Raw genomic sequence first — 25,108 nt, 5'->3', positions numbered from 1 at the left:
CCGTCGCGGCTCTTACATTCTACGGACGCAGAAGGCCGCGTCCCGCATCCACGACGGGGTGATCTCGACCACCACCGCAGGGTCCCCCGGGCTAGGCTTCGGACCGTGACGACCGAGCGCACGCGCCGCCCCGGACCGACGGTCCGCACGCGCGTCTCCGAGCACCGCGGGAGCGACCGGATCGACCGCGAGGACCGGCTCATCACCGAGGAGCCGCTCGAGATCCGGGTGCGGGTCGGGCCGCTCGAGCCGCGGCGCGCCTGGGTCACGATGCGCACGCCCGGGCATGACTTCGAGCTGGCCGCCGGGTGGCTCGTCAACGAGGGCATCGCCGCCCCGGGGGCGATCGCCCAGGTCGCCTACTGCACCGACGAGGACCTCGCCCCCGAGCAGGAGTTCAACGTGGTCACGGTCGGCGTGAGCGGCGCCGCCGAGCTCCCCCACCGGCACGTCGCCGCCTCCGCCGGGTCGTCGGCCTGCGGCGTGTGCGGCAAGGACAGCGTCTCGGACGCGCTGCAGACCCGCGCTGCCACGCCCTGGAGCGGTCAGCGCCCGTCCGCGGACGTCGTACGACGCCTCCCTGACGCGCTGCGTGAGCGGCAGACCCTCTTCACCAGGACCGGCGGCGTGCACGCCGCCGGGCTGGCCGACGCCGACGGGACGCTGCTCGTCGTGCGCGAGGACGTCGGGCGGCACAACGCGGTCGACAAGGTCGTCGGCGCCCGGGTGCTGGCCGGTGACGCGCCGGCTGCCGCCTGCCTGGTGCTGAGCGGTCGGGTCGGGTTCGAGCTCGTCCAGAAGGCCGCGGCCAGCGGGATCGGCTCCATCGTCGCGGTCGGGGCGCCGACCAGCCTCGCCGCCCGCCTGGCCCAGGAGGCCGGCATCGAGCTGTGGGGGTTCACCTCACCGGGTCGCTCGGTCAACTACTGCTGATCGAGTCCCGGTTGGTCCGTCTGGTCCGTCTGGCCCGGCTAGTCCGGTTCGGCGGCCTCGTCCCGAGGTCCGGACGGCGCGGTGCCCCGGCGCTGTCGGTGCGGCGTCCTACGGTCGTGCCGTGCGCATCCTCCACACCTCCGACTGGCACCTGGGAAGGTCCTTCCACCGCGAAGACCTCCTGGGCCACCAGGGTGCGTTCGTCGACCACCTGCTCGAGGTCGTCGCGTCCGAGCAGGTCGACGTCGTGGTGGTGTCCGGAGACGTCTACGACCGCGCGCTCCCCCACGTCGACGCGGTCGCCCTGGCCGACGAGGCGTTCGCCCGGCTCGCCGCGTCACGCGCGAAGGTCGTGGTGAGCAGCGGCAACCACGACAGCGCCCAGCGCCTCGGCTTCGGCTCGCGCCTGATGGACGCGGCCGGCGTCTTCGTCCGCACCGACGCCTCCACGGTCGGCACTCCGGTGGTGCTGGACGACCGCCACGGCCCGGTGGCGATCCACGCCCTCCCCTACCTCGATCCGTCCGCGCTCCTCGGTCCCTGGCAGCTCGGGCGCCGCAGCCACGAGGCCGCGCTCACCGTGGCCATGGCGCGCGTCCGGGCGGACCTCGCCGGCCGGTCCGCCGACACCCGCTCGGTCGTGCTCGCCCACGCGTTCGTCGCCGGGGCGACCCCGTCGGAGTCCGAGCGCGACATCAGCGTCGGCGGGGTCTCCCGCGTCGCCACCAGCCTCTTCGACGGCATCGACTACACCGCCCTCGGCCACCTGCACGGTCCCCACGTCCTCGCCCCCGCGCTGCGCTACTCCGGGTCGCCACTGGCGTACTCGTTCTCCGAGGCCGACCAGTCCAAGGGCTCCTGGCTCGTCGACCTCGGCGGCTCCGGCCTCGTCGACGCCACCTGGGTCGACGCCCCGGTCCCGCGGAGGCTCTCGCGCCTCAGCGGCACCCTCGCCGACCTGCTGCTCGACCCGACCCTGGAGGACCGCGAGGACGACTGGGTCCAGGTCACCCTCACCGACGCCCGGCGCCCGGTGCGCGCCATGGAGCAGCTGCGCCAGCGGTTCCCCCACACCCTCGTGCTCCAGTTCCCGTCTCCGGTGACCGCACCCGGGACGCCCGCCCGCCCCGCGCCGGGGACGAGCGACCACTCCATCGCGCTCGACTTCGTGAGCCATGTCCGTGGCACGGGCGCGAGCGACGCGGAGTCCGACCTCCTCCAGCAGGCGATCGACGCGTGCTGCCACGACCCCGACCTCGACGTGCTCGTGACCGGAGGCCGCCCGTGAGGCTGCACCACCTCGAGGTCACCGCGTTCGGGCCGTTCGCCGACCGCGTCTCCATCGACTTCGACGCGCTCTCCGACGCGGGGCTGTTCCTGCTGAGCGGTCCGACCGGTGCCGGCAAGTCGAGCGTCCTCGACGCGGTGTGCTTCGCCCTCTACGGCGACGTGCCGGGCGACCGGGCGGCGGCCAAGCGGCTGCGCTCCGACCACGCCGCGACCGACGTCGTGCCGCGCGTCGTGCTTGAGGCGACCCTGTCGGGGCGGCGCTTCCGCATCGACCGGTCCCCCGCGTGGTCGCGACCGAAGAAGCGCGGCACGGGCACGACCACCGAGCAGGCCCGCGTCGTCATCTCCGAGCGCCGCTCCGGCGACCCGGGTGCGCCGGAGTGGGTGCCGCTCAGCACCCGCCTGGACGAGACCGGGCACCTCGTCACCCGGCTGGTGGGGATGACGCTGCCCCAGTTCTGCCAGGTCGCCCTCCTGCCGCAGGGCCGGTTCCAGGCGTTCCTGCGTGCCCGATCGGAGGATCGTCACGCCCTGCTGCAACAGGTCTTCCAGACCGCGCGCTTCGACCGCGCCGAGCGGTGGCTGCGCGACCGGCGCGTCGCGCTGCGACGCGAGTCCGAGGCGCACCAGCGCACGATCGCCGATCTCGCGAGTCGCGTGAGCGAGGTCGCCGGCGGGTCCCCGCCCGACGACTGGACGACCCGTCCGGCGTCCCTGCACGACTGGACCGTGTCGTCCGTAGGAGCGACCGACGAGACGGCCGCGGCCGCGCTCGTCGAGGTCGGGTTCGCCGCGGAGTCCGAGCTCGTCGCGGCCGGACTCGCGACGGCCGGGCACGAGCTGGCCCGCCTGCACGCCGCCCGCGACGCAGCGCTGCGCGAGCGCGCCGCGCTGGAGGAGGCCGCGCCGTCCCACGTCGAGCGCAGGTCCCGCGTCGACGCCGCCCGCCGGGCCGCCGCCGTCAGGCCGCTCCACGACCTCGCCCTTGACGCCGGTGGTGCTGTCGACCGGCTCGCCGAGGCCGACGCCGCTGCACGCTCCCGGCTCGAGCGCCTGCTCGCCGATCACGGGCACGACGCCCCCCTCCTCGACCAGGCCTCCGTCGCCGACCTGTTGCGCAGTGCCGCCGGCGCCCTGACGGACCTGGCCAGGGTCCGGCCGCTGCGAGCCGAGGCGGCCGGCGTCTCCCGAGACCTCGACGACGCACGATCCGCTCGCGAGAGTGCCGTGGCCGAGCTCGCGCGCGTCGACGCCGCCCTCGCCCGACTGCCCGACGAGATCGACGCCCTGGACCCGTTGCTCGACCGCGCGCGCGACGCCGTCACCCGCACGACCGCCATCGACCGGGAGCTGCGGCTGGCCGGCGCACGAGTGGCCGCGGCCCGGACCGCAGCGAGTCTCGAGGACGAGGTCGCCAGCGCGCGGCAGCTGCTCGCCGACGCCACGGAGACCAGGCTGGTCGCCCGCGAGTCCCTCGTGGAGATCCGCGAGCTGCGGCTCGACGGGATGGCGGCCGAGATCGCCGGCAAGCTCGCCGTCGGAGCGAGCTGCCCGGTCTGCGGCTCGGCCGAGCACCCCCACCCTGCAGCACCGGCCCCCGGTGCCCCCGACGAGGCCGCGGAGCGCTCGGCACGTCGGGTGGTCGACGACCTCGAGGTCGTGGTGGAGGCGCACGGCCAGCAGGTGCGCGGGCTCGAGACCCAGCTGGCGACCGCGCTCGCGGAGTCCGGTGACGCTCTCGAGACACTCCTCGCGCACCAGGTGCGCCTCGACCAGGAGCTCACGGAGGCGCGCGCCGACGCGGCCGCCCTCCAGGACCTCGAGGACCAGAGGTCCGTCCTGCGGGCCGAGCTGACCAGCCGCAGTGCGGAGCGCTCCGGCCTCGTCGCATCCATCAGCGGGCACGACACCACCGTCGCCGTGCTCGGTGCCCGGCTCACCGACCTGCACACCCAGGTCGCCGCCGTCGCCGGCGAGCACGGTGACCTCGACGCGCTGACCTCCTTCCACCAGCAGGTGGAGCACCTCGCCGGACGCTGCGCCGAGCTCATGGCCGACCTCGGCCGCGCCCGCGAAGCCGCTGTCCGCACCCGGGAGGCGGCCGACGAGGTCGCCCTCGCGTCCGGGTTCGCCACGTCGGCCGACGCCGCGGCGGCCTGGCTCGACGAGTCGCGGGTCGAGCTGCTGCTCGAGGAGGTGGCGCAGCACGAGCGTGACCTCGGCCGCGTCGAGGAGGTGCTCGCCGACGACGCGCTCGCCCGGGCAGCCGAGTCGTCGCAGCCCGACCTCGGAGCCCTCGACCAGGCGCACCGCGACGCGCGGGAGCGGGCCGCGTCGGCCCGCCTGGCGCACTCCCGCCTCGCCGAGCGGGCCCGACGACTCACGGCCCTGGCCGTCGAGGTCGACGACGCCCTGGTCGCGTGGGAGCCCGTGCGCGCCGACCTCGACCTCGTCGCCGACCTCTCCTCGCTCGTGGAGGGCAAGCACCCCGACAACCGCCTCCAGATGCGCCTCTCGGCCTATGTCCTGGCCCACCGGCTCACCCAGGTCGTCGAGGCGGCCAACCTGCGGCTGTCGACGATGAGCGACCAGCGCTACTCCCTCGTCCACACCGGCCAGCGTGGAGCCGGCGAGCAGCGCGGTGGCCTGAGCCTCCTCGTCCGCGACGACTGGACCGGCGACAGCCGCGACCCGGCGACGCTGTCGGGGGGCGAGACGTTCGTCGTCTCGCTCGCGCTCGCACTCGGCCTCGCCGACGTCATCACGCAGGAGGCGGGCGGCGCCGACCTCGACACGTTGTTCGTCGACGAGGGGTTCGGCTCGCTCGACGCGGAGACCCTCGAGGACGTCATGGACACCCTCGACACCCTCCGCGACGGCGGGCGCGTGGTCGGGGTGGTCAGCCACGTGCCCGAGCTCCAGACCCGGATCCCCACCCAGCTGCGGGTCCACCGCGGACGCCAGGGAAGCCGGGTGTCCCTCCGGACCGGCTGAGGATCCTTCGGTAGGTTCGTTCCATGAGTGCGCCCGGGCTCGACCCGACCTTCTCCGACACGCCGCACCGTCGCCTCGGCGACGTGGCCCTGGCCCGAGCCCAGGAGCTCGGCGCCAGTCACGCGGACTTCCGCTTCGAGCGCAACCGGTACCAGTACCTCGGCGCACGCGACGGCGTGCTCCAGACCTCCAGCGACGCCGAGGACCTCGGCTTCGCCGTCCGAGTGGTGCACGGCGGGGCCTGGGGCTTCGCCTCCGGAGTGGTCCTGACCGACGAGGAGGCACGACGGGTCGCCGAGACAGCGGTGGCCGTCGCCAAGGTCGCCGCCGCGATGACCACGACCCCGGTCGAGCTCGCGCCGGAGCCGGTCCACGACGACGTCACCTGGATCTCTGGCTACGAGGTGAACCCGCTCGAGGTGCCCACCCGGGAGAAGGCCGACCTGCTCGTCGACTGGACCCAGCGCCTGCGCACGGGCGTCGTGGCGCACGCGACCGCCTTCCTCCAGCAGGTGCAGGAGAACAAGTACTACGCCGACCTGTCCGGCACCCGCACCACGCAGCAGCGCGTACGCCTCCAGCCCGGGTTCGAGGCCACCGGCGAGGACGCCGACACCGGCATCTTCGACTCGATGGCGTCGGTCGCGCCGCCGGTGGGTCGCGGGTGGGAGTACCTCACCGGATCGCACTGGGACTGGGACGCCGAGATCGCCGAGGTCCCGGACCTGCTGGGCGAGAAGCTCAAGGCCCCCAGCGTCGAGGCCGGTGCCTACGACCTCGTCGTCGACCCCTCGAACCTCTGGCTCACCATCCACGAGTCGATCGGCCACGCGACCGAGCTCGACCGCGCCCTCGGCTACGAGGCCAACTACGCCGGGACGTCGTTCGCCACCTACGACAAGCTCGGCACCCTGCACTACGGCTCGCCCGTGATGAACGTCCAGGGCGACCGCACCCTGGAGCACGGGCTCGCCACGGTCGGGTACGACGACGAGGGCGTCGAGACGCAGACCTGGGACATCGTGCGCGACGGCATCCTCGTGGGCTACCAGCTCGACCGCTCGATGGGCCACCTCAAGCCCGAGCTCAACGACGGCCGTTCCAACGGCTGCGCCTATGCCGACTCCCCCGGGCACATCCCGATCCAGCGGATGGCCAACGTCTCCCTCATGCCCGGCACCGACGACCTGTCCACCGACGACCTGATCGGGAAGGTCGAGCGCGGCATCTACGTCGTCGGCGACAAGTCGTGGTCGATCGACATGCAGCGCTTCAACTTCCAGTTCACGGGCCAGCGGTTCTACAAGATCACCGACGGCGCGCTCGACGGGATGCTCCGCGACGTCGCCTACCAGGCCACCACCACCGACTTCTGGGGGTCCATGGAGGCCGTCGGCGGTCCCGACACCTGGGTGCTCGGCGGGGCGTTCAACTGCGGCAAGGCCCAACCGGGACAGGTGGCGGCCGTCAGCCACGGCTGCCCGAGCGCCCTGTTCCGGGGCGTCAACATCCTCAACACCATCGACGAGGCAGGCCACTGATGACCAGCTCCACCACCGCGCAGCAGCTCGTCGAGCACGCGCTCACGACGTCGCGCGCCGACGACTGCATCGCCATCGTCCGCGACGTCACCAGCGCCAACCTGCGCTGGGCCAACAACACCCTCACCACCAACGGCGTGATGACCGAGGTGTCGGTGACGATCGTGAGCTTCGCCTCCGTCGACGGCGGCATCGCGACGGGCTCGGTGTCCGGCAGCGCCGCGACGACCGACCAGGTCACCGCCCTCGTCGAGGCGGCCGACGCGGCCGCCCGGGCCGGCTCCCCCTCGGAGGACGCCGCCGACCTCGTCGGCGAACGCACCTCCGCCGACTGGGACGACTCCCCCGCCACCACCGACATCGGGGTCTACGACGCGTTCGCGCCCGCCCTCGGCGACGCCTTCGGCCAGGCCTCCGCGGAGGACCGCCTGCTCTACGGCTTCGTCAACCACGACGTGACGACGACCTACCTCGGCTCGACGCGCGGGCTCCGGCTGCGCCACGTGCAGCCGACCGGACACTACGCCTGCACCGCCAAGGACACCTCGCTCACCCGCAGCGCCTGGACCGGAGGTGCGACACGCGACTTCAGCGACGTCGACGCCGCCACGATGGCCGCGACCGTCGCCCAGCGGCTCGCGTGGGCCGAGCGGCGCATCGACCTGCCGGCCGGCCGCTACGACACCATCCTGCCCCCGTCGTCGGTCGCCGACCTGATGATCGACGCCTACTGGGGCGCCGGCGCGCGCGTCGCCCACGAGGGCGAGTCCGTCTACAGCCGCCGAGGCGGAGGCACCCGCATCCACGACAAGGTGGCCGCCCCGGGCGTCAGCCTCTTCTCCGACCCGGCCTACCCCGGCCTGGAGTGCGCGCCGTTCGTGATGGCCGGCGCGTCGGACAACACCGACTCCGTCTTCGACAACGGTCTGCCGCTCGAGCGCACCGACTGGATCCAGGACGGCCTGCTGACCGGTCTGCTGCAGACGCGGCACTCGGCGGGCATGACCGGCCAGCCCGTCACGCCGATGATCGACAACCTCGTCCTCGAGGTGGGCGACGGCGCCGGCACGATCGACGACCTGGTCGCCGCCACCCGCCGCGGCCTGCTCCTGACCTGCCTCTGGTACATCCGTGAGGTGGACCCGCAGACGATGCTGCTCACCGGCCTCACGCGCGACGGGGTCTACGTCGTCGAGGACGGCGAGATCGTGGGCGCGGCCAACAACTTCCGGTGGAACGAGAGCCCGATCGACCTGCTCAACCGGTTCAACGCCGCCACCGCCACGGTCCCGAGCTTCAGCCGCGAGTGGGGCGACGACTACTTCTCGCGCACCGCGACGCCCGCCCTGCGGATCCCCGACTTCAACATGTCGAGCGTCTCGCAGGGCGTCTGAGCCCCTCGTCGTACGGCGTCAGCGCAGGCGGTTGACCCGCTGGCGGTGGCGCGAGCTGTTGTCACCGTCGATGCCGGACCTGCGGGTCTTGGAGATGTGGTCGATCTTCTCCCGCCCGCCCTGCACCGGCTTCGCCTCGATGATCGTGTCGCGCTCGTAGGAGTGCGACTTGTCGGTGTTGCGGTAGTAGCGGAACAGCGCCCAGTAGGTCGCCACCGCGCCCGCGGGGCCGGCCGCGAGCAGCCAGACCGGAGGACCATCGGAGGCCATCACCACGACGTCGAGGACGACCCCGCTCACCAGGGCGGTCACGACAGCGCCACCAGGAGCACGCCTGCAATGCCCTCGAGGAACGTGCCGACGGTCAGCGCGGCGAGGACGAGCCGCCACTGCGAGACCGGCACGCTGCCCATCGTCTCGCCCGTGCGCGCGTTGACGGCGATGTAGTGGAGCATCTTCGTGTCCTCCTGGAAGTAGGAGTAGACCCAGACCGGGAGGTACATCGAGACCCACCGCGAGCCACCGACGTCGAGGCCCTCCTGCTCCCACCGCACGCCGCGGTCGAACTCGGCGATCGAGCCCTCGACCTGCGACCGACCGATCGACAGCAGCTGGTCCTGGAGCACCGGCTGGAGGTCGTCCACGTCGAGGTCGCGCTTCTCGCTGGTGAAGCCCACGAGATAGCTGGAGTTCCACTTCACGGCGTTCTTCGTGTCGAACGGCAGGACGGTGTTGACGATGTTGTTCGTCTTCGACTCGTCCTTGCTGGCCCGGTCGGCGGCGCCCTCGATGGTGAGGTCGTCGACGGTGAACTGCACCGTGCGGTCGACCTTGAAGACGTCGGCGGCGTAGTAGGTGGTGCTGTTGTCGCCGTGCTTCTCCGTCCAACGGCGCGTCTGCACCTCGCCCGTGCCGGCGTACGTCGCCTCGGCGCGCGCGTCGATCACGAGGTAGGGCAGGTAGACACCGAGCACGTTCTCCGGGACGAACTCCTTCTTGAAGCGCGGGTGCGCGAAGAGCTGTCGCTTCGAGGCGAACTCGCGGATCCTCGTGACCGCCTCGTCGTGCGTGAGCCGGAACGGCAGGACCGCATCGGGCACGGCGCCGTTGGGCATCTGCTGCTGGATGTTGAGGGTGTGGCGGCACCAGTGGCAGCGCGCGTTCATCGCGTGCGCGGTGTCGACGACCACCTCGGCGCCGCATCCCCCGCACTTCAGGGTGACGACGGCGTTGGCGTCGTCGTCGATCTCCTCGGCGCCGCCGGCGATGACGGTGCCCTGCAGGTCGTCGATCCCCTCGCCGAGGCCGAACTCCTCCTCGACCCGCGACTCCTGCCACTCGTTGCGGCAGAACAGGCACACGAGCATCCCGGTCGACCCGCGCAGCCGGACGTCGGTGGACCCGCACTTGGGACAGCGGTTGACGCCGTCGGCCAGGTCCTCGTTGACGGTCTTGATGTCCGGACCGGCCTCGGGCTCGGCGCGGGCGGCGGCGAGCTCCTCCTCCAGCGAGAGGGGCGGACCGTCGAAGGGCTTGTTCTCCTCGGTCATCTCAGAGACCGAGCGCCTTGGCCTTCGCCGCGTCGTAGTCCTCCTGGGTGATGAGCCCGGCGTCGAGCATGTCCTTGGCCCGCTTGAGCACCGCCATCGGGTCGTCGACGGCAGGCTCGGCAGGCGCTGCCGGTGCGGCGGCGGCCGGGGCGGCAGGTGCCGCCGGTGCGGGCTGGCCCGCCGGCTGCTGGAGGCCGCCGAGTCCCATCCCGCCGGTCGCCATGCCCATCCCGATGACTCCGCCGGGACCGGCGTTCTCGCCCGCCGACTCGATGCCCGCGGCGACCGACGCCTGCAGGTTGGAGTTGCCGCGCTGGCCGGAGAGGGCATCGGCACGCTGGACGTTCTTCAGCAGCTCGCGAGTGTTCTCGTCGTACTCGATCGAGATGATCGCGGTCTTGACGATCTCGAGCCCGCGGTCGCTGCGCCACTGGTAGTTCTGCTCGACCGCTGCCGAGAGCGACTGCGCGAAGCCGATGGAGTCCTGCTGGAGCCGCGCGATCCGGTTGCCCTTGGCCGGGTCGTTGGTGTACATCGAGAACGCCGGCGCGAGCGAGCCGACGACCTCGTTGAAGAGCTGCTCACCGGCCGGGTTGTCGATGTCGGTGAAGTCGAAGACGCCGTGGCCGTTGATGACGGCCGCGGAGACGAAGTTGCGGATGAAGGTCAGCGGGTCGCTGATCTTCAGCGTGTAGGTCCCGCGGGTGATCGCGCCGACCTGCGTGTTGAGGAACGCGTCGTCCCAGTAGATCTCCGACTGGGTGCCGAACTTGTTGTTGGGCAGCTCCTTGAGCGCGACGAAGATCGCGGTCTGCTGCGAGCCGGGGCGACCACCGAACTTGAAGCGCTCCCAGCTCTGCTTGATGAGCGAGTCGACCAGGCCGCCTCCGGAGAAGACCGACTGCGACGCGGATTCCTCCGAGTCCCAGATGTAGCCGCCGGGCTGGGCGGCGAAGCCGGTGAAGGCGCCGTCCTCGACCAGGACGAGTCCGTAGCCCTCGGGCACGACGATCTTCGAGCCGTTGGTGATCACGCCCTCGGAGCCGCGGGTGTTGCTGCCGCGCCCGGCGTTCTGCCCCTTGGCCACCGCCGGGAACAGCGCTGCGGTGGCGGGGAGCCCGTCCGGCACGCCGTAGAAGTCGAGCCACTGGTCGGCGAGCGTGCCTCCGATGGCGCCGCTGACAGCCTGGAACAGTCCCATGTCATTCCCCTTTGACGGATGCGGTGCGCCATGGATGCGCCCGGCGGCAACACTAGCCCCAGCCCTGCGGCGCGGCAGCCGAAACGAGGCGGGAAACGCCGGTCAGTGCGCGCCGGTCTGGAGGGCCTTCCAGGTGTCGGTCGTGACGACTCCGGTGGCGTCGAGCCCGAGGCGGCGCTGGTAGCGGGCGACGGCCCGGGTCGTCCGGTCCGTGACGACTCCCGTGACCTTCACCGAGCGGGGGCCGGAGGCGCGCAGCGCTCGCTGGAGCCGGAGCGCGGCGTCGCCGGAGGAGCCCACCTTCATCAGCGGCTTCGACCCCCGGGCGAACAGGGCGGTCCACGTCGCGGGGTCGGTCCTCCCGGTCCGCTCCAGGTCGTGGCGGCGCTGGAACTTCGTCACCGCGCGGGCGACCTGGGCGTCGTAGCGCCCGTCGAGGCGCGCGCGGTAGCCGGCGTGCTTCCGCAGCAGGCACTGGAGCGCCTTCACCGCGTCACCGCTGCGACCGGTGCGGAGGCGGGGGTACGACCGGAGGTCGAGGTCGGTGCGCCCGCACGCCAGGAGCGTGCGCGGCGCCTGCGAGCCGGCGTCGAGCTCGAGGAAGTTGCGGTCGATCGTCAGCGGGACTCCGCCGTAGGTGGCCGCGGTGTGCAGCTGGTACTGGTGCACCCGCTCGCCCTCCCAGCTGTCCTTGCGGACCCAGCGGGGGTCGACGTCGACGTCGGCCCGGTTGTTGTCCCACGCGAACCAGACCTGGTCGGGCATGGCGTACGACCCCGGCGAGAGGTTGTCGGCGTTGTCGAGGACGTGGATGCCGGCGGAGATGCTGGAGTAGACGCCCGAGCGGTACCGGAGGTCGTGGAGGGCCTCGGTCCAGCCGCTGAGGAACCGCAGCGCCGAGCGCCGGCAGTCCTCGTCGGCGACGTCGAAGCCGCCCTCGAGGTCGTACCAGAGCGTCGTGCGGGACGCGACGCCCAGCTCGCGGGCCCGGGCCACGGCGGCGGTGGCCTCGGCCCGGCCGCGTGCGTCAGCGGCGGCGTACTCGCCCGCCGGGTTCGGGTCGATCAGGTCCCCGTAGGCCGAGCACGCGGCCTGCGGCCCGACCCAGATCGGCAGCACCCGCCAGCCGGCGGACCGCTGACGCGACACCCAGGTGGCGTCGAGGTGCGGCTGGCCGGGATCGGTCTCCGTGGTGCGGCACGACGCCGTCGACCCGCCGATGTAGACCCCGACGCCCCAGAACGGCGACGAGGTCAGCCAGGCGTCCATCTGCTCCTGGGTCGGCGCGCACCGCGCGTCGAAGGCGTAGCCGGTGAGGCCGTCCTTGCCGCGGGGCGCGGCATCAGCGCTGCCGCCGGTGAGCAGCGTGGCGCAGAAGGCGACGACGACGGCCGCCACGACGGCGAGGCGGGCAGGGCGGTGCAGGTTGACGTGCAGGTTGGCGCGCATGGTCTCCCCCGAGATCTGTGGGTGGCCGACCCTAGCCGAGCCCGGGCTCGGGGTCGTAGGGCCTCCGTGTGTAGACGAACGAGGCGCACTCGAGGTTGCGGATCGACCCGTCCGGACGTCGTACGACGCGGAGGTGCTCGCCACGGTGGTAGCCCAGGACGCCGACCAGCCGCCCGTCGACGAGCTCGAAGCGGTCGCTCACCGCTCCCCCGCGCGCGATCGGCCGCAGCTCCAGCCCGGAGTTGTGCCACCGCACGTCGTAGGCGGAGTTGCCCCAGAACCACAGGCCCGGGACCCCGAGCACCTCGCCGGGCAGCTCGAGGGTGGGCCGCCACGGTGGCGGACGCTCGTCCGCGGCGTCCGGATCGCCCTCGATGAGCGAGATCGCGAGGTCACGCGGATCGATCCCGGTCGTGGCGTTCGTCAGGACGGCGGCGCCGATCCCGCTGTCAGGGTCGACGTAGAGGGCGGCCAGGAAGCCGGGCATCGAGCCGTTGTGCCCGATGAGGCGGCCGCCGGGGTGCACGCCGAGCATCAGGCCGAGCCCGTGGTCGGGGGTGACGGGCCGCTGCATCTCCGCCAGCGTGGCAGCAGGCAGCACGTCGGGGCGCGACCCGCCGAGCACCTGCCCCCACGTGACGAGGTCGCCGAGCGTGGACCAGAGCTGGCCGGCCGCGGCCATCGCACCGGTGTCGGTGAGGGGCTCGTGCATGCGGATGCCGGTGAAGTGGTCCACGCTCCAGCCCGGCTGCGCCCCCGGCCGCGGGAGGTACGACGTCGCCCGCATGCCCAGCGGCTGCAGCAGCCGTTCCGCGACCAGCACGCGCCACGGCGCGCCGAGTCGACGGGCGACCACCTCGCCGAGGAGCCCGTAGCCGAGGTTGGAGTAGTGGAACCAGTCGCCGGCCCGGGCCACGCGACCCGAGCCGTCGTTCGCGGCAGCCAGGGCGGAGAAGTCGGAGCCGCGGGTCCGCTCCCACCACGGGCCCCGCGGCTCGCTCTGCATGCCGGAGGTGTGCGCCAGGACGTCGCGGATCGTGGTCTCGCCGTAGCCGACGTCGCCGAGGTGGGCCGACAGCGGGTCCGACAGGTCGAGCACCCCGGAGTCGCGCGCCTGCATCACCAGGACGGCGGTCAACGTCTTGGTGATCGAGCCGATCCGGTACTGCCCGTCGAGGCCCGGCGCGTCGCCCGCGCCGCCGGCCCAGACCGCGCCGTAGCGGTCGAGGACCGCGCCGACCACGGAGGTCAACCGGCCCTCGGCCTGGGCGACGTCGAGGAGTCGCTGACGCTGATCGCTCACGGCAGGACCCTAGAGCCACCGCGCCATCGACGTCAGTCCTGGGCGAAGGCCTCCGGCGGCGGGCAGGCGCACACGAGGTTCCGGTCGCCGTAGGCCTGGTCGATCCGGGCCACCGGCGGCCAGTACTTGTCGGGGTCGACGCCCTGCGGGAAGACGCCGACCTCGCGGGAGTAGGCGCGGTCCCACTCTCCGACGAGCGCACGAGCCGTGTGCGGCGCGTGCCGCAACGGCGAGTCCTCGGGCGCCCACTCCCCCGCCTCGACGCGGGCGATCTCGCCGCGGATGGCGATCATCGCGTCGCAGAAGCGGTCGATCTCGGCGAGGTCCTCGGACTCGGTCGGCTCGACCATCAGCGTCCCGGCGACCGGGAACGACATGGTCGGCGCGTGGAAGCCGTAGTCGACGAGGCGCTTGGCGACGTCGTCGACGCTCACGCCGCTGGCCTTGGTCAGCGGGCGCAGGTCGAGGATGCACTCGTGGGCGACGAGGTCGCCGTGGCCGCGGTAGAGGACCGGGAAGTGCTCCCCGAGTCGGGTGGCGATGTAGTTGGCCGACAGCACCGCGACGGCGGTCGCACGGGTGAGCCCCTCGGCTCCCATCATCCGGATGTAGGCCCAGGTGATCGGCAGGATCCCGGCCGAGCCGTAGGGCGCGGCGCTGATCGGACCGATGCCGGCGCGCTTCTGCTCCTCCGGGTGCCAGCCGTGGGAGGGGAGGTACGGCGCGAGGTGGGCGCGGACGGCGACCGGGCCGACGCCGGGGCCGCCGCCGCCGTGCGGGATGCAGAACGTCTTGTGGAGGTTGAGGTGGGACACGTCGCCGCCGAACTCACCGGGCCGGGCGAAGCCCAGCAGCGCGTTGAGGTTGGCGCCGTCGACGTAGACCTGGCCGCCGTGGTCGTGCACGATCTTGCAGAGGTCGGTGATGGTGTCCTCGTAGGCCCCGTGGGTCGAGGGGTACGTCACCATGATCGCGGCGAGCGTGTCGGCGTGCTGGTCGCACTTGGCCCGCAGGTCGTCGAGGTCGACCGAGCCGTCGTCGGCGGCCTTCACCACGACCACCTTCATGCCCGCCATGACCGCGGAGGCGGCGTTGGTGCCGTGGGCCGAGGACGGGATCAGGCAGATGTCGCGGCCCGTGTCCCCGTTGCCGTGGTGGTAGCCGCGGATCGCGAGCAGGCCGGCGAGCTCGCCCTGGGACCCGGCGTTCGGCTGCACCGAGACCGTGTCGTAGCCGGTGACCTCGGCCAGCCACCCCTCGAGGTCGTCGACGAGCTCGCGGTAGCCCGCGGCGTCCTGGGCCGGGGCGAACGGGTGCAGGTCCGCGAAGCCCGGCAGGCTCACCGGCTCCATCTCGGTGGTCGCGTTGAGCTTCATGGTGCACGAGCCCAGCGGGATCATGCCGCGGTCGAGCGCGTAGTCGCGGTTCGAGAGCCTGGCGAGGTAGCGCAGCATCTGGGTCTCGCTGCGGTGGGAGTTGAAGACCTCGTGGGTGAGGAACTCGGTGGTGCGGCCCAGGGCCTCCGGCAGCCCCGACACGACGTCGTCAGCCGCGGCGACGCCGAACGACCTGAGCACTGCTGAGACCGTCGAGTGGGTGGTGCGCTCGGAGGTGGAGACACCGACGTGGTCGGCGTCGACCAGGCGCAGGTGCAGCCCGACCTGGCGGGCGGCGGACACCACGTCGGCCGCGCGCCCCGGCACGGCGACGGTGAGCGTGTCGAACCACGTCTCGTTGACCACCTCCACTCCCCCGGCCCGCAGCGAGGCGGCGATCCGGCTGGCGTGGTCGTGGGTGCGCCGCGCGATCCGTCGCAGCCCCTCGGGTCCGTGGTAGACGGCGTACATCGAGGCGACCACGGCGAGCAGCACCTGCGCGGTGCAGATGTTGGACGTGGCCTTGTCGCGGCGGATGTGCTGCTCGCGGGTCTGGAGGGCGAGTCGGTAGGCCGGGCGGCCCTCGGCGTCGACCGAGACGCCGACCAGACGACCGGGCAGGTGCCGCTCGAGGCCCGCCGCGACGGACATGAAGCCCGCGTGCGGGCCGCCGTAGAACAGGGGTACGCCGAAGCGCTGGGACGAGCCGACCACCACGTCGGCGCCGAAGGTGCCGGGCGCCTCGAGCAGGGTGAGGGCCAGGATGTCGGCAGCCACGACGGCCAGCCCACCACGCTCGTGGGTGGCGTCGATCACCGGACGGGGGTCGCGCACGGCACCGCTGGCGCCGGGGTACTGCACCAGCACGCCGCACAAGTCGCCGTCCGGCAGGCCGGACGAGAGGTCGGCGACGACCACCTCGATGCCCATCGCCTCGGCGCGGGTGCGGATCACGTCGATCGTCTGCGGGAGCGCGTCCGCGTCGACCACGAAGGGGCCGGTCGCGCCGCGCTGCGCACGACGTACGAGCGTCATCGCCTCGGCCGCGGCGGTGCCCTCGTCGAGGAGCGAGGCGTTGGCGGTGGGGAGCCCGGTGAGGTCGGCGACGACCGTCTGGAAGTTCAGCAGCGCCTCGAGGCGGCCCTGGGAGATCTCGGGCTGGTAGGGCGTGTATGCGGTGTACCAGGACGGGTCCTCGAGCACGTTGCGCCGGATCACCGGCGGGGTGATCGTCGCGTGGTAGCCCAGGCCGATCATGGCCTCGGCCGGATGGTTCTGCGCGGCGAGGGCGCGCAGCGCGCGGGCGGTGGCCTCCTCGTCCAGCGCATCGGGCAGGTCCAGAGCGACGGCGGACCTGATGCCCCCGGGGACGGCGGCCGACATCAGCGACTCGAGGGACTCGTGCCCCACCGCCTCCAGCATGCGGGCCACGGACGTCTCGTCCGGGCCGATGTGCCGCGCGACGAACTCACCGAGCCGGTGGTCGTCGCTCGTCGTCGTCGAAGGGCTGGCGGTGGCGTCCGTCACAGGAGCTCCCAGAGGTCACGAGGTGGACCTCCCCCTCTGTCGGCCGGGTGACCTCCAGAGTGCCAACCCATGCGGTCCGGGTGCCTGAGAGGTTCCGGGGAGGAATTGCCCCTTCGGCGCACGGCGGCCGGTCCGTCCCGACTGCTCGGGGCCTGCCTGCGTGACTCTCCCGCATGGGATGTCAGCACCACGAGTTTAGCGATACGCAACAGAAATGGACGAAGCCACCCGGTGTTTCGGGTGGCTTCGACGGGTTCTGCGGTCGTTCGGGGTGGAGGATCCGGGTCGCTCGGGGCGGGTCAGCCCGTCTGGCGTGCGGCGCGACGGGCGGCGAGCTCGTCGCCGGCAACCGGTGCCGCCGGCTCCTCGGCGGTGCGCTCGCTGGGCAGCTCGGCGAGGGTGCCCTCGATCTCGCGCCACACACCACCGATGGCGATGCCGAACACGCCCTGCCCGCCCTGGAGGAGGTCGATGACCTCGTCGTTGCTGGTGCACTCGTAGACCGAGGCGCCGTCGCTCATCAGCGTCACGCGCGTCAGGTCGTCGGTGCCGCGCTCGCGCAGGTGGGCGGTCGCGGTGCGGATCTGCTGCAGCGAGATGCCGGCGTCGAGGAGACGCTTGACGACCTTGAGGATCAGGATGTCGCGGAAGGAGTAGAGGCGCTGGGAGCCGGACCCCGCGGCACCCCGCACGCTCGGCTCCACCAGGCCGGTGCGGGCCCAGTAGTCGAGCTGGCGGTAGGTGATGCCGGCCGCGTTGCACGCGGTCGGGCCGCGGTAGCCGGTGTCGCTCGGCAGCGGGGAGACGTCGTCGTCGAAGAGCAGTCCCTGCTCCTCGGCGGCGTCCGCAGCGTCGGCCGCAGCCTTGATCGCGGCGGCGTCGGCGCCGGGGTCGTTCTCGTTGCTAGCCACAGTGACCCTCCAGGTCAGTTCCTCCGCTGAGCGGTAACTCCTGGGGGAAGGGCCCGCCCCGGTGCCGGAGGACCGACAACCACAGCGGTGGAGTTACAACAGAGACAGTTCAAGGTATGCCCGCGGCACCGGGTTGTCCATCCACGGCCCCGGCGTGTCGCCAACCCTCGACCTCAGGTCGAGGGTGAGTGTTTCTCGAGGTGCTGGAGAGCAGTGATGGGACGGCTGGGACGGCTACTGCGGGTTGTCCGGCGACTCGAAGTCGTCCGGCGAGACGTGGTCGAGGAACTCGCGGAACCGCTCGACCTCGTCCTCCTGCTCGGCCGGCACGGCCAGGCCGGCCTCCTCGAGCACCGCCTCCGCGCACACGATCCGAGTGCCGGTGCGCAGCGCGAGGGCGATCGAGTCCGAGGGCCGGGCGCCGACCTCGGCGCCCCCGTCGAAGACGAGCTGGGCGTAGAAGATGTTGTCCTGGACCTCGACGATGCGCACCTCGTCGAGTCGCTGGCCGGTGGCGGCCAGCACGTCGCGCATCAGGTCGTGCGTCAGCGGCCGGGGCGGGGTCACCCCCTGCTGGGCGAACGCGATCGCGGTCGCCTCGACGGCCCCGATCCAGATCGGCAGGTAGCGCTCCCCCGTGACCTCGCGCAGGAGCACGATCGGCTGGTTGGAGGGCATCTCGACGCGGACTCCGACGACGTCCATCTCACGCATGCAGCCACCCTACCCACGGGGCCCTTGCGCGAGGCCGGGGGTGGGCCGGGGGTGGGCCGAGGATGGGCCGAGGGCCGGCCGGCCGCTCAGCCGCGGTCGAGCCCGACCTTCACCAGGGTCGCGTGGAGGCGCACGGACAGCGCCGCGATCTCGGACGTGGCGTCCTCGGCCCTCGCACTGGCGGCGGCGTCGCGGCCGCGGGAGATGGGCGCCACGACCTGCTGGACGAGGCCGACCTCGCGGTCGGCGGCGGTCTTGAACGCCCGGAGGTGACGCGGCTCGAACCCGAAGTCGGCCAGCTCGCGCGCGGTCTGCGCGACGACGAGGGCGTCGGAGTCGAAGTGCCCGGTCCCGGTGCGGGCCGTGACCAGGCCGAACTGCTCCAGCTCGGCCAGCAGCTCCTCGGAGATGTCGGCGACCTTGACCAGCTCACGTCGCGAGAGCCGCAGGTCGCTCGTGCGCCGGAACGACTCCGGGCTGGGCAGGCCGTCGGCGCTGAGCGCGACCTTGGGGACGGTGGGGACGACGCCCTCGATGGCCGGCGGCTCCAGGCCTCGGTCGATCGCGTCGAGGTGCTCGCCGATCACCTTGTGCGGCAGGTAGTGGTCGCGCTGCATCGTCAGGACGTAGCGCAACCGGTCGACGTCCTGCGGGGAGAACTTGCGGTAGCCCGCGGGCGTGCGCTCGGGCTTGACCAGGCCCTGGTCCTCCAGGAAGCGGATCTTCGAGATCGTCACGCCCGGGAAGTCCGAGCGCAGCTGGTCGAGGACCTGCCCGATGGTGAGGCGGGCGCCGCGACTCGGGCCCGGAGAGGTCGAGGCACTCACGGATCAGTTGTCCGGGTGGGAGGAGAAGAAGACGAGGCGGTACTTGCCGATCTGGACCTCGTCGCCGTCGTTGAGCTCGACGGAGTCGATCCGGTCGCGGTTGACGTAGGTGCCGTTGAGGCTGCCGACGTCGCTGACGGTGTAGCCCGGGCCCGTACGGCGGAACTCCGCGTGCCGGCGCGACACGGTCACGTCGTCGAGGAAGATCTCGCTGTCGGGGTGCCGGCCCGCACCGACCACGTCCACGTCGAGGAGGAACCGGCTACCGGCGCTCGGGCCGCGCTGGACGACCAGGAGCGCGTGGCCCTCGGGGAGTGCGTCGACCGCGGCGGCGTCGACCGGGCTCAGCTGCCGGTCGGAGGACTCGCGCTGGTCGGGCACGCCGAAGGTGATGGTCGCTGTGGTCTCGACCGGGCTCGACCCGGTGTCCTCCCCGGCGAGCAGCTTCGTGCCGCACTGGGCACAGAAGCGCGCGTCGTCGGGGTTCTGCTTGCCACAGGCGGTGCAGAACGGCATGGATGCTCCTCGACGGATCGACGCCCAACCCTCAGCCGAGGGTTGAGGTTGATGGTTGGTCCGAACCTATCAGCCCGGTGATGAGCCGCAGCCGGAATCGGTGTGCTGGTCAGCCGTCCAGGCCGGCCTGGTAGGCGGCGGCGTCCATCAGCCCGTCCACCTGCGCGGCGTCGGCGCCACCGACCTCGAACAGCCACCCGGCCTCGTAGGGGTCGCTGTTGACCAGCTCCGGCGTGGAGTCGAGCGCGGTGTTGACCGCGACGACCTCGCCGCTCACCGGCGCGTAGATGTCGCTGACCGACTTCGTCGACTCCAGCTCACCACAGGTCTCCCCCGCCGTGACCTGGTCGCCGACCTGCGGCAGGGAGGCGTACACGATGTCGCCGAGGGCGTCCTGCGCGAAGTCGGTGATGCCGACCCGGACCGAGCCCTCGGCCTCGCCGGGGGTGCGGACCCACTCGTGTTCGGCGGTGTACTTCAGGTTCTCCGGATACATGGCGGCAGGCTACTGGCCCGTGCCGAACTCCGCATACTCAGGTCGCGGGGCCTCGCGGACGCTCGTGATCTCGACCTTGTCGAGCTCCTCGATCGTCACGCCGGCACCGTCGAGCGTCTCGAGGGTCTCGACCGGACCGCTCGAGAACGTGAGGGCGGTCCGGAGGTTGTGGGTGTCGCCGATGACGTCGAGGACGTAGGGCGGCTCCAGGAGCTGGTCGTCGAGCTCGATCCCGCCCACGGCGTTCTCGAACGAGCTGTCGGCACCCAGCCGGATCGTGTCGTTGAGCTCCATCGCCTCGGCCCCGGCCGTCCGCAGCTCCTGCACCGTGTCGAGCAACGACCCGACGCTGACCCGGCTGGTGGACTCGGTGATCGTGATGCGCAGCCCCTGCCCGGAGACGGGCACCAGGCCGGCGATGATGTTGAGCGTCCGGACGCGCTGCTCGGCCTCGTCGAGCGCAGCGGCTCGCGCCTGGCTCTCGTTGCTCAGCTCGTCGCGCCGTCCCTCGAGCCGGTCGACCTCGCGACGTGCCCGCTCGGCGGTGCCGGTGAGCCCGTCGAGCACCTGGATCAGCTCGCCCTCGCGCAGACCGGCGTAGGTGTCGTTGGCTGCGGTGTCCTGCACCTGGACGACGAACGCGAACCCGAGGACGGCGAGCAGCACCGCGACGACGCCCTGTCGCCGCGACGGCTTCACGAACGCGTGGCGCAGGCGTTCGCGACCGGGGCTCTCGGGATCGGGCCGTGGACCGGGCGTGGCGTCGGGCTGGTCAGGCTGGTCGGGCTGGTCGGGCTGGTCAGGCATGGAAGACGTGCCTCCGGATGGCCGCCACGTTGGAGAAGATCCGGATGCCGAGGACGACGACGACTCCCGTGGTCAGCTGGGCGCCGACGCCGAGCTGGTCGCCGAGGTAGACGATCGCGGCGGCGATCACGACGTTGCTCACGAACGAGACGACGAAGACCTTGTCGTCGAAGATGCCGTCGAGGTAGGCACGCAGGCCGCCGAACACGGCGTCGAGCGCCGCCACGACGGCGATGGGCAGGTAGTTCTGCAGGCCCAGCGGCACGTCGGGGGCGAACAGGAGGCCGGCGATGACGCCGAAGACCAGTCCGAGCGCGGCGATCATGGCGCGTTGCCCCCTCCTCCAGGTGTGCCGTCCGGATCGGCATTCTCCTCGATCACATCACGCAACGGCCTCTCGGGCGCAGCCGGAAGGCGGATGTCGTCCACATTCTGCGGGGTGTAGAGGAAATCGAGGCCGTTGACGAGCGCGAACCACTCCTGCCCCTCGCTGGACTCGAGCAGCCTGGCCTGGAGCGTCTTCGGGTCGCCGATGGCGGCGACGACGTAGGGCGCGTTGACGGGGCGGCCGTTGACGTGGATCGCGCGGTTGGTGTTGCGGATGCCGCCGAGGGCGTTGATCCGCTGGTCGTTGATCGCGATCGCCTCGGCGCCCGCCTCGAACAGGCCGTCGACGAGGATGGCGAGGTCCTCGTCGCGGATCTCGCTGTTGACGTCCACCCCGGGACGGTTGTCGACGGTGATCCGCACGCCGGGGCCGTGCACCACCGAGAAGCCGGTGTTGAGCTCCGCGCGTCGCACCCGGCTGTCGATGTCGTCGAGCTGGCCCTGGACGGTGGTGATGTTGCTGGCGGCCTGCGCGTTGGACCGGGTGAGCTCGCCGACGTCGTGCTGCAGGTCGCGCACCTCGTCGCGGCGGGTGTCGATCTGCTCCACGAGGGCGGCCCGGCTCAGCTCGTTGACCTCTGCCTCGCGGTCGGTCTGCGCGGCCACGATCGCGGCCATCACGCCGAGCACGCCGATCGCGACCAGGCTGGCCCAGTGCGGTCGGCCACGCCCCGGCGACTCCCGCACCACTCCTGCCGCCGCCCGCTGCCGGGCGACGTGCGCGTAGTCCTCGTCCATCGAGCGCGCGGTGATGAGCGACAGCAGCGGCGTCGTCACGTGGTCGGGAAGGTCGGTGCGGGTCCCGGCCCGGGCGTGTCGGGTGTCAGGCATGGTCGCTGGCCGGCGACGTGCGCCGTGGTGTGTCGCGGACCAGCTTGCGCACCTGCCACGCGTAGAGCACGCCGGCCCACCAGTAGAGGCCGATCCCCCACCAGGCGAACGCCCAGCCGAAGGTGCGGGCGAGCGTGGCGACGATGCCGTCGCCCTCGCCGAGCAGCAGCAGCGGGAAGGCGTAGAGCAGGTTGAACGTCGCCGCCTTGCCGAGGAAGTGCACCGGGAGCGCCGAGAAGCCGCGCGTGCGCAGGATCGGCACCAGGCCCCACAGGAGCAGGTCGCGCAGCGGCAGGGCGACCGCGACCCACCAGGGGATGATGTCGCGCAGGAACAGCCCGACGACCACCGCGAGGATGTAGAGGCGGTCCGCGACCGGGTCGAGGATCTCGCCGAGCTGGGAGTACTGGTTGAGCCGCCGGGCGAGCCAGCCGTCGAGGAAGTCGGTGAAGCCGGCCACCATCAGCACGACGAGCGCGATCGCGTCGGCCTCGGGTCCCAGGACCAGCCACAGGAACAACGGCACACCTGCGAGCCGCACCACGCTGATGACGTTGGGCACGGTCCAGACGCGGGACGCTTCCTCTGGCACGGTCGAACCCTACCGAGCGCTCAGGCGTCGGCCGTGGACACGTCGTGGTGTGCCGCGTCCCGGATCTCGCCGACGAGCTCCTCGAGCACGTCCTCGAGGGTGACGAGGCCGACGACCGCACCGTCGCGCTGCACGACACGGGCCATGTGCGCGCCCTTGACCTGCAGGCTCTCCAGGGCGTCGTGGAGCAGGTCGTCGGGGTGGACGGTCGCGAACGGCCGGATCCACTTGTCCTCGATCACCCGCGAGCGCTTGTCGTCGTCGGACTCCAGGGCGTCCTTGATGTGGAGGTAGCCCAGGAGCGAGCCGTCGGCGGTCGCCACCGGGAACCGGCTGAACCCGGTCGAGGCGCAGACGGCCTCCACGTCGGCCACCGTCGAGCCGGGAGCCACGGTGGCCAGGGTGTCGGGCGTCATGAGGATCGACGACACGGCCTTCTCGGTGAAGCCCAGCGCGCCGGCGAGGCGGTCGTACTCCTCGGCCTCGATCAGGCCCTCGCCGCGCGACTCCTCGACGAGCGCGGCGACCTCCTCGCGGGTGAAGCTCGAGTGCACCTCGTCCTTGGGCTCGATCCTCAGCAGGCGCAGCACGCCGTTGGCCATCATGTTCATCAGGCCGATGACGGGGCGGAGCACCGTGACGATCACCATCATCGGCGGGCTCAGCACCATCGCGGCGCGGTCGGCACCGGCCAGCGCGATGTTCTTCGGCACCATCTCGCCCAGCACGACATGGAGGTAGACCACGATCGACATGGCGACCACGAAGGACACCGGGTGGAGCAGGTCGTCGGGCAGGCGGGCCTGGTGGAAGAGGGGTTCGAGCAGGTGGGCCACCGCGGGCTCGCCGATGGCACCGAGGCCGAGCGAGCAGACGGTGATGCCGAGCTGGGCCCCGGCCATCACGAGCGAGACGTTCTCCATGGCGCGCAGGGTCGTGCGGGCGGCCCGCGAGCCCTCTTGGGCACGCGGCTCGATCTGGCTGCGCCGCGCGGCGAGCAGCGCGAACTCCGAGCCGACGAAGAACGCGTTGAGCGCCAGGAGGACGACGGCGAGGACGACGCCGAAGAGGTCACTGCTCACGGGAGGCACCCGCCTTCGCGGCGGCCACGTCGGCGGTCGCCACGACCCGCAGGTCGAGGCGGTCGATGCGCAGGCCGTCCATCCGCTCGACGGTCAGGGTGACCAGGCGCTCGCGGAGCTCGTGCGGGTCGCTGCGGTCGGGCACGGCGAGCTCGACGCGGTCGCCGGGCTGCGGGATCTTGCCGAGCTCGCGCATGACGAGGCCGGCGACGGTGTCGTAGTCCTCGTGGTCGGGCAGCTCGACCTCGGTGACGTCCTCCACCTCGTCGGGGCGCAGCAGGCCGGACAGCGTCCAGCTCCCGTCGCGCCGCTGGCGGATGCGGGCGCCGAGGCGGTCGTGCTCGTCGGAGATGTCGCCGACGATCTCCTCGACGACGTCCTCGAGCGTCACGATCCCGGCGTGGCCGCCGTACTCGTCGAGCACGATGGCCATCTGGAAGCCGTCCTGGCGGAGCAGGGCGAGGAGCGGGTCGAGCCGCAGGCTGTCGGGGACCACGACCGGCCTGACCATCACGTGCCTGATCCGGGTGGTGGCCCGCTCGTGCACGGGCACGGCGACCGCGTGCTTGACGTGGACCGTGCCGACGACGACGTCCTCGGCGTCGAGCACCGGGAAGCGCGAGTGGCCGGTCTGGCGGGCGAGGTCGATGACGGCGGAGACGCGGTCGCCGTCCTCGACGGTCGTGGTGCGCACGCGAGGCGTCATGATCTCGCCGGTGGTGCGGGTGCCGAACTCGACCGAGCGCTCGACGAGCTCGGCGGTGTCGGCGTCGAGGGTGCCCTGGTCCGCGGAGCGCTGGACCAGCGAGGAGAGCTCCTGCGAGCTGCGGGCCGAGCGGAGCTCCTCCTGCGGCTCGATCCCCAGGCGCCGGACGATCGCGTTGGCGGAGCCGTTGAGGACGCGGATCGGGCGCTTGGTGAGCGCGGTGAAGCCACGCATGAAGCCCTGGGTGTTGCGCGCGGTCTCGAGCGGCTTGGCGATGGCGATGTTCTTGGGCACCATCTCGCCGAAGATCATCGTCATCACGGTGCCGAGGGCGAGGCCGAGGAAGAGCGACAGCGGGGTCACCGCGCCCTCGGGCACGCCGACGGCCGCGAGCGGGTCGTGGATGAGGTCGGCGATGGCGGGCTCGGCCAGGAAGCCGATGGCCAGGTTGGTCACGGTGATGCCGACCTGGGCGCCCGACAGCTGGGTCGACAGCGAGCGCAGCGCGAGCTGGACGCCACGGGCGCCCTCGTCACCGGAGGCCGCGGCGCGCTCGACGCTGGGCCGGTCGACGGTGACGAAGGAGAACTCGGCTGCGACGAAGAGTCCGCAGGCGGCCACGAGGGCCAGCGAGACGAGCAGCAGCACGAAGGGGGTCACGACGCGCACCCGAGGATCAGT

Annotated in this window: 22 protein-coding genes and 1 riboswitch; of the genes, 5 read left to right on the top strand and 17 right to left on the bottom strand. The window is 72.2% G+C overall.

Translation table 11 applies throughout. From position 1 onward, the window contains the following. Positions 1 to 105 precede the first annotated feature (105 nt). The 5 genes from EUA93_RS16330 (at position 106) to EUA93_RS16310 (ending at position 8,152) form a co-directional block, all read left to right on the top strand. Positions 106 to 933: a formate dehydrogenase accessory sulfurtransferase FdhD gene (locus EUA93_RS16330; protein ID WP_129401383.1), complete on the top strand. Its 828-nt coding sequence runs from the start codon at positions 106 to 108 to the stop codon at positions 931 to 933. A 121-nt stretch (positions 934 to 1,054) separates the two neighbouring features. Beyond that, positions 1,055 to 2,221, top strand: a complete 1,167-nt coding sequence (locus tag EUA93_RS16325) for an exonuclease SbcCD subunit D (RefSeq protein WP_129401382.1) — start codon at positions 1,055 to 1,057, stop codon at positions 2,219 to 2,221. After that, complete coding sequence (locus tag EUA93_RS16320; RefSeq protein ID WP_129401381.1) at positions 2,218 to 5,217, top strand: AAA family ATPase; 3,000 nt, start codon at positions 2,218 to 2,220, stop codon at positions 5,215 to 5,217. Before EUA93_RS16325 ends, EUA93_RS16320 begins: the two co-directional genes overlap by 4 nt. Before the next feature lie 23 nt (positions 5,218 to 5,240). Then, the gene (locus EUA93_RS16315; protein ID WP_129401380.1) at positions 5,241 to 6,758 is read left to right on the top strand and encodes a TldD/PmbA family protein; all 1,518 of its coding nucleotides are present in this window, start codon (positions 5,241 to 5,243) and stop codon (positions 6,756 to 6,758) included. Then, positions 6,758 to 8,152, top strand: a complete 1,395-nt coding sequence (locus tag EUA93_RS16310) for a metallopeptidase TldD-related protein (RefSeq protein ID WP_129401379.1) — start codon at positions 6,758 to 6,760, stop codon at positions 8,150 to 8,152. Before EUA93_RS16315 ends, EUA93_RS16310 begins: the two co-directional genes overlap by 1 nt. Positions 8,153 to 8,170: 18 nt before the next feature. Here the strand turns inward: EUA93_RS16310 and EUA93_RS16305 are convergent, their stop codons facing one another. The 17 genes from EUA93_RS16305 to EUA93_RS16225 form a co-directional block, all read right to left on the bottom strand. Beyond that, entirely contained in the window at positions 8,171 to 8,464 is a 294-nt protein-coding gene (locus tag EUA93_RS16305; protein ID WP_207208805.1) for a hypothetical protein, read from the bottom strand. Next, on the bottom strand, positions 8,461 to 9,702 hold the full coding sequence (locus EUA93_RS16300; RefSeq protein WP_129401378.1) for a TFIIB-type zinc ribbon-containing protein: 1,242 nt from the start codon (positions 9,700 to 9,702) through the stop codon (positions 8,461 to 8,463). Before EUA93_RS16300 ends, EUA93_RS16305 begins: the two co-directional genes overlap by 4 nt. Before the next feature lies 1 nt (position 9,703). Continuing rightward, positions 9,704 to 10,903: an SHOCT domain-containing protein gene (locus tag EUA93_RS16295; protein ID WP_129401377.1), complete on the bottom strand. Its 1,200-nt coding sequence runs from the start codon at positions 10,901 to 10,903 to the stop codon at positions 9,704 to 9,706. A 102-nt stretch (positions 10,904 to 11,005) separates the two neighbouring features. Beyond that, the gene (locus EUA93_RS16290; protein WP_129401376.1) at positions 11,006 to 12,352 is read right to left on the bottom strand and encodes a glycoside hydrolase domain-containing protein; all 1,347 of its coding nucleotides are present in this window, start codon (positions 12,350 to 12,352) and stop codon (positions 11,006 to 11,008) included. Positions 12,353 to 12,383: 31 nt separating this feature from the next. Continuing rightward, the gene (locus EUA93_RS16285; protein WP_129401375.1) at positions 12,384 to 13,655 is read right to left on the bottom strand and encodes a serine hydrolase domain-containing protein; all 1,272 of its coding nucleotides are present in this window, start codon (positions 13,653 to 13,655) and stop codon (positions 12,384 to 12,386) included. Between the two features lie 32 nt (positions 13,656 to 13,687). After that, positions 13,688 to 16,558, bottom strand: a complete 2,871-nt coding sequence (gene gcvP, locus EUA93_RS16280) for an aminomethyl-transferring glycine dehydrogenase (RefSeq protein WP_129401374.1) — start codon at positions 16,556 to 16,558, stop codon at positions 13,688 to 13,690. Between the two features lie 62 nt (positions 16,559 to 16,620). Beyond that, positions 16,621 to 16,740, bottom strand: a riboswitch (glycine riboswitch). A gap of 117 nt (positions 16,741 to 16,857) precedes the next feature. Further along, complete coding sequence (locus EUA93_RS16275; RefSeq protein WP_129401776.1) at positions 16,858 to 17,427, bottom strand: MerR family transcriptional regulator; 570 nt, start codon at positions 17,425 to 17,427, stop codon at positions 16,858 to 16,860. Positions 17,428 to 17,703: 276 nt separating this feature from the next. After that, a complete protein-coding gene (locus tag EUA93_RS16270) occupies positions 17,704 to 18,183 on the bottom strand; it encodes a bifunctional nuclease family protein (RefSeq protein WP_129401373.1) in 480 nt (159 codons plus the stop codon). Between the two features lie 86 nt (positions 18,184 to 18,269). Next, complete coding sequence (gene ftsR, locus EUA93_RS16265; RefSeq protein WP_129401372.1) at positions 18,270 to 19,010, bottom strand: transcriptional regulator FtsR; 741 nt, start codon at positions 19,008 to 19,010, stop codon at positions 18,270 to 18,272. A 3-nt stretch (positions 19,011 to 19,013) separates the two neighbouring features. Next, a complete protein-coding gene (locus EUA93_RS16260) occupies positions 19,014 to 19,526 on the bottom strand; it encodes an FHA domain-containing protein (RefSeq protein ID WP_129401371.1) in 513 nt (170 codons plus the stop codon). 109 nt (positions 19,527 to 19,635) lie between these two features. Continuing rightward, positions 19,636 to 20,022, bottom strand: a complete 387-nt coding sequence (gcvH, locus tag EUA93_RS16255) for a glycine cleavage system protein GcvH (RefSeq protein WP_129401370.1) — start codon at positions 20,020 to 20,022, stop codon at positions 19,636 to 19,638. A 9-nt stretch (positions 20,023 to 20,031) separates the two neighbouring features. Continuing rightward, positions 20,032 to 20,829 (bottom strand): DUF881 domain-containing protein, encoded by a 798-nt coding sequence (locus tag EUA93_RS16250; RefSeq protein ID WP_129401369.1) that lies wholly within the window; start codon positions 20,827 to 20,829, stop codon positions 20,032 to 20,034. Continuing rightward, the gene (locus tag EUA93_RS16245) at positions 20,822 to 21,154 is read right to left on the bottom strand and encodes a small basic family protein (protein WP_129401368.1); all 333 of its coding nucleotides are present in this window, start codon (positions 21,152 to 21,154) and stop codon (positions 20,822 to 20,824) included. The genes EUA93_RS16250 and EUA93_RS16245 overlap by 8 nt, the downstream gene beginning before the upstream one ends. Next, complete coding sequence (locus EUA93_RS16240) at positions 21,151 to 22,047, bottom strand: DUF881 domain-containing protein (RefSeq protein WP_129401367.1); 897 nt, start codon at positions 22,045 to 22,047, stop codon at positions 21,151 to 21,153. The genes EUA93_RS16245 and EUA93_RS16240 overlap by 4 nt, the downstream gene beginning before the upstream one ends. Further along, positions 22,040 to 22,639 carry a cardiolipin synthase ClsA gene (gene clsA / locus EUA93_RS16235; RefSeq protein WP_129401366.1) on the bottom strand — a complete coding sequence of 200 codons (600 nt, stop codon included), beginning with the start codon at positions 22,637 to 22,639 and terminating at the stop codon, positions 22,040 to 22,042. Before clsA ends, EUA93_RS16240 begins: the two co-directional genes overlap by 8 nt. 20 nt (positions 22,640 to 22,659) lie before the next feature. After that, positions 22,660 to 23,721 carry a hemolysin family protein gene (locus EUA93_RS16230; protein WP_129401365.1) on the bottom strand — a complete coding sequence of 354 codons (1,062 nt, stop codon included), beginning with the start codon at positions 23,719 to 23,721 and terminating at the stop codon, positions 22,660 to 22,662. Then, positions 23,711 to 25,087: a hemolysin family protein gene (locus EUA93_RS16225; RefSeq protein WP_129401364.1), complete on the bottom strand. Its 1,377-nt coding sequence runs from the start codon at positions 25,085 to 25,087 to the stop codon at positions 23,711 to 23,713. The genes EUA93_RS16230 and EUA93_RS16225 overlap by 11 nt, the downstream gene beginning before the upstream one ends. Between the last annotated feature and the right edge of the window lie 21 nt (positions 25,088 to 25,108).

This window comes from Nocardioides oleivorans, from assembly GCF_004137255.1.
Lineage (GTDB): Bacteria > Actinomycetota > Actinomycetes > Propionibacteriales > Nocardioidaceae > Nocardioides > Nocardioides oleivorans.
Note: the sequence above shows the minus strand (reverse complement) of the source record. Positions and strands in the feature narration are given on the sequence as shown.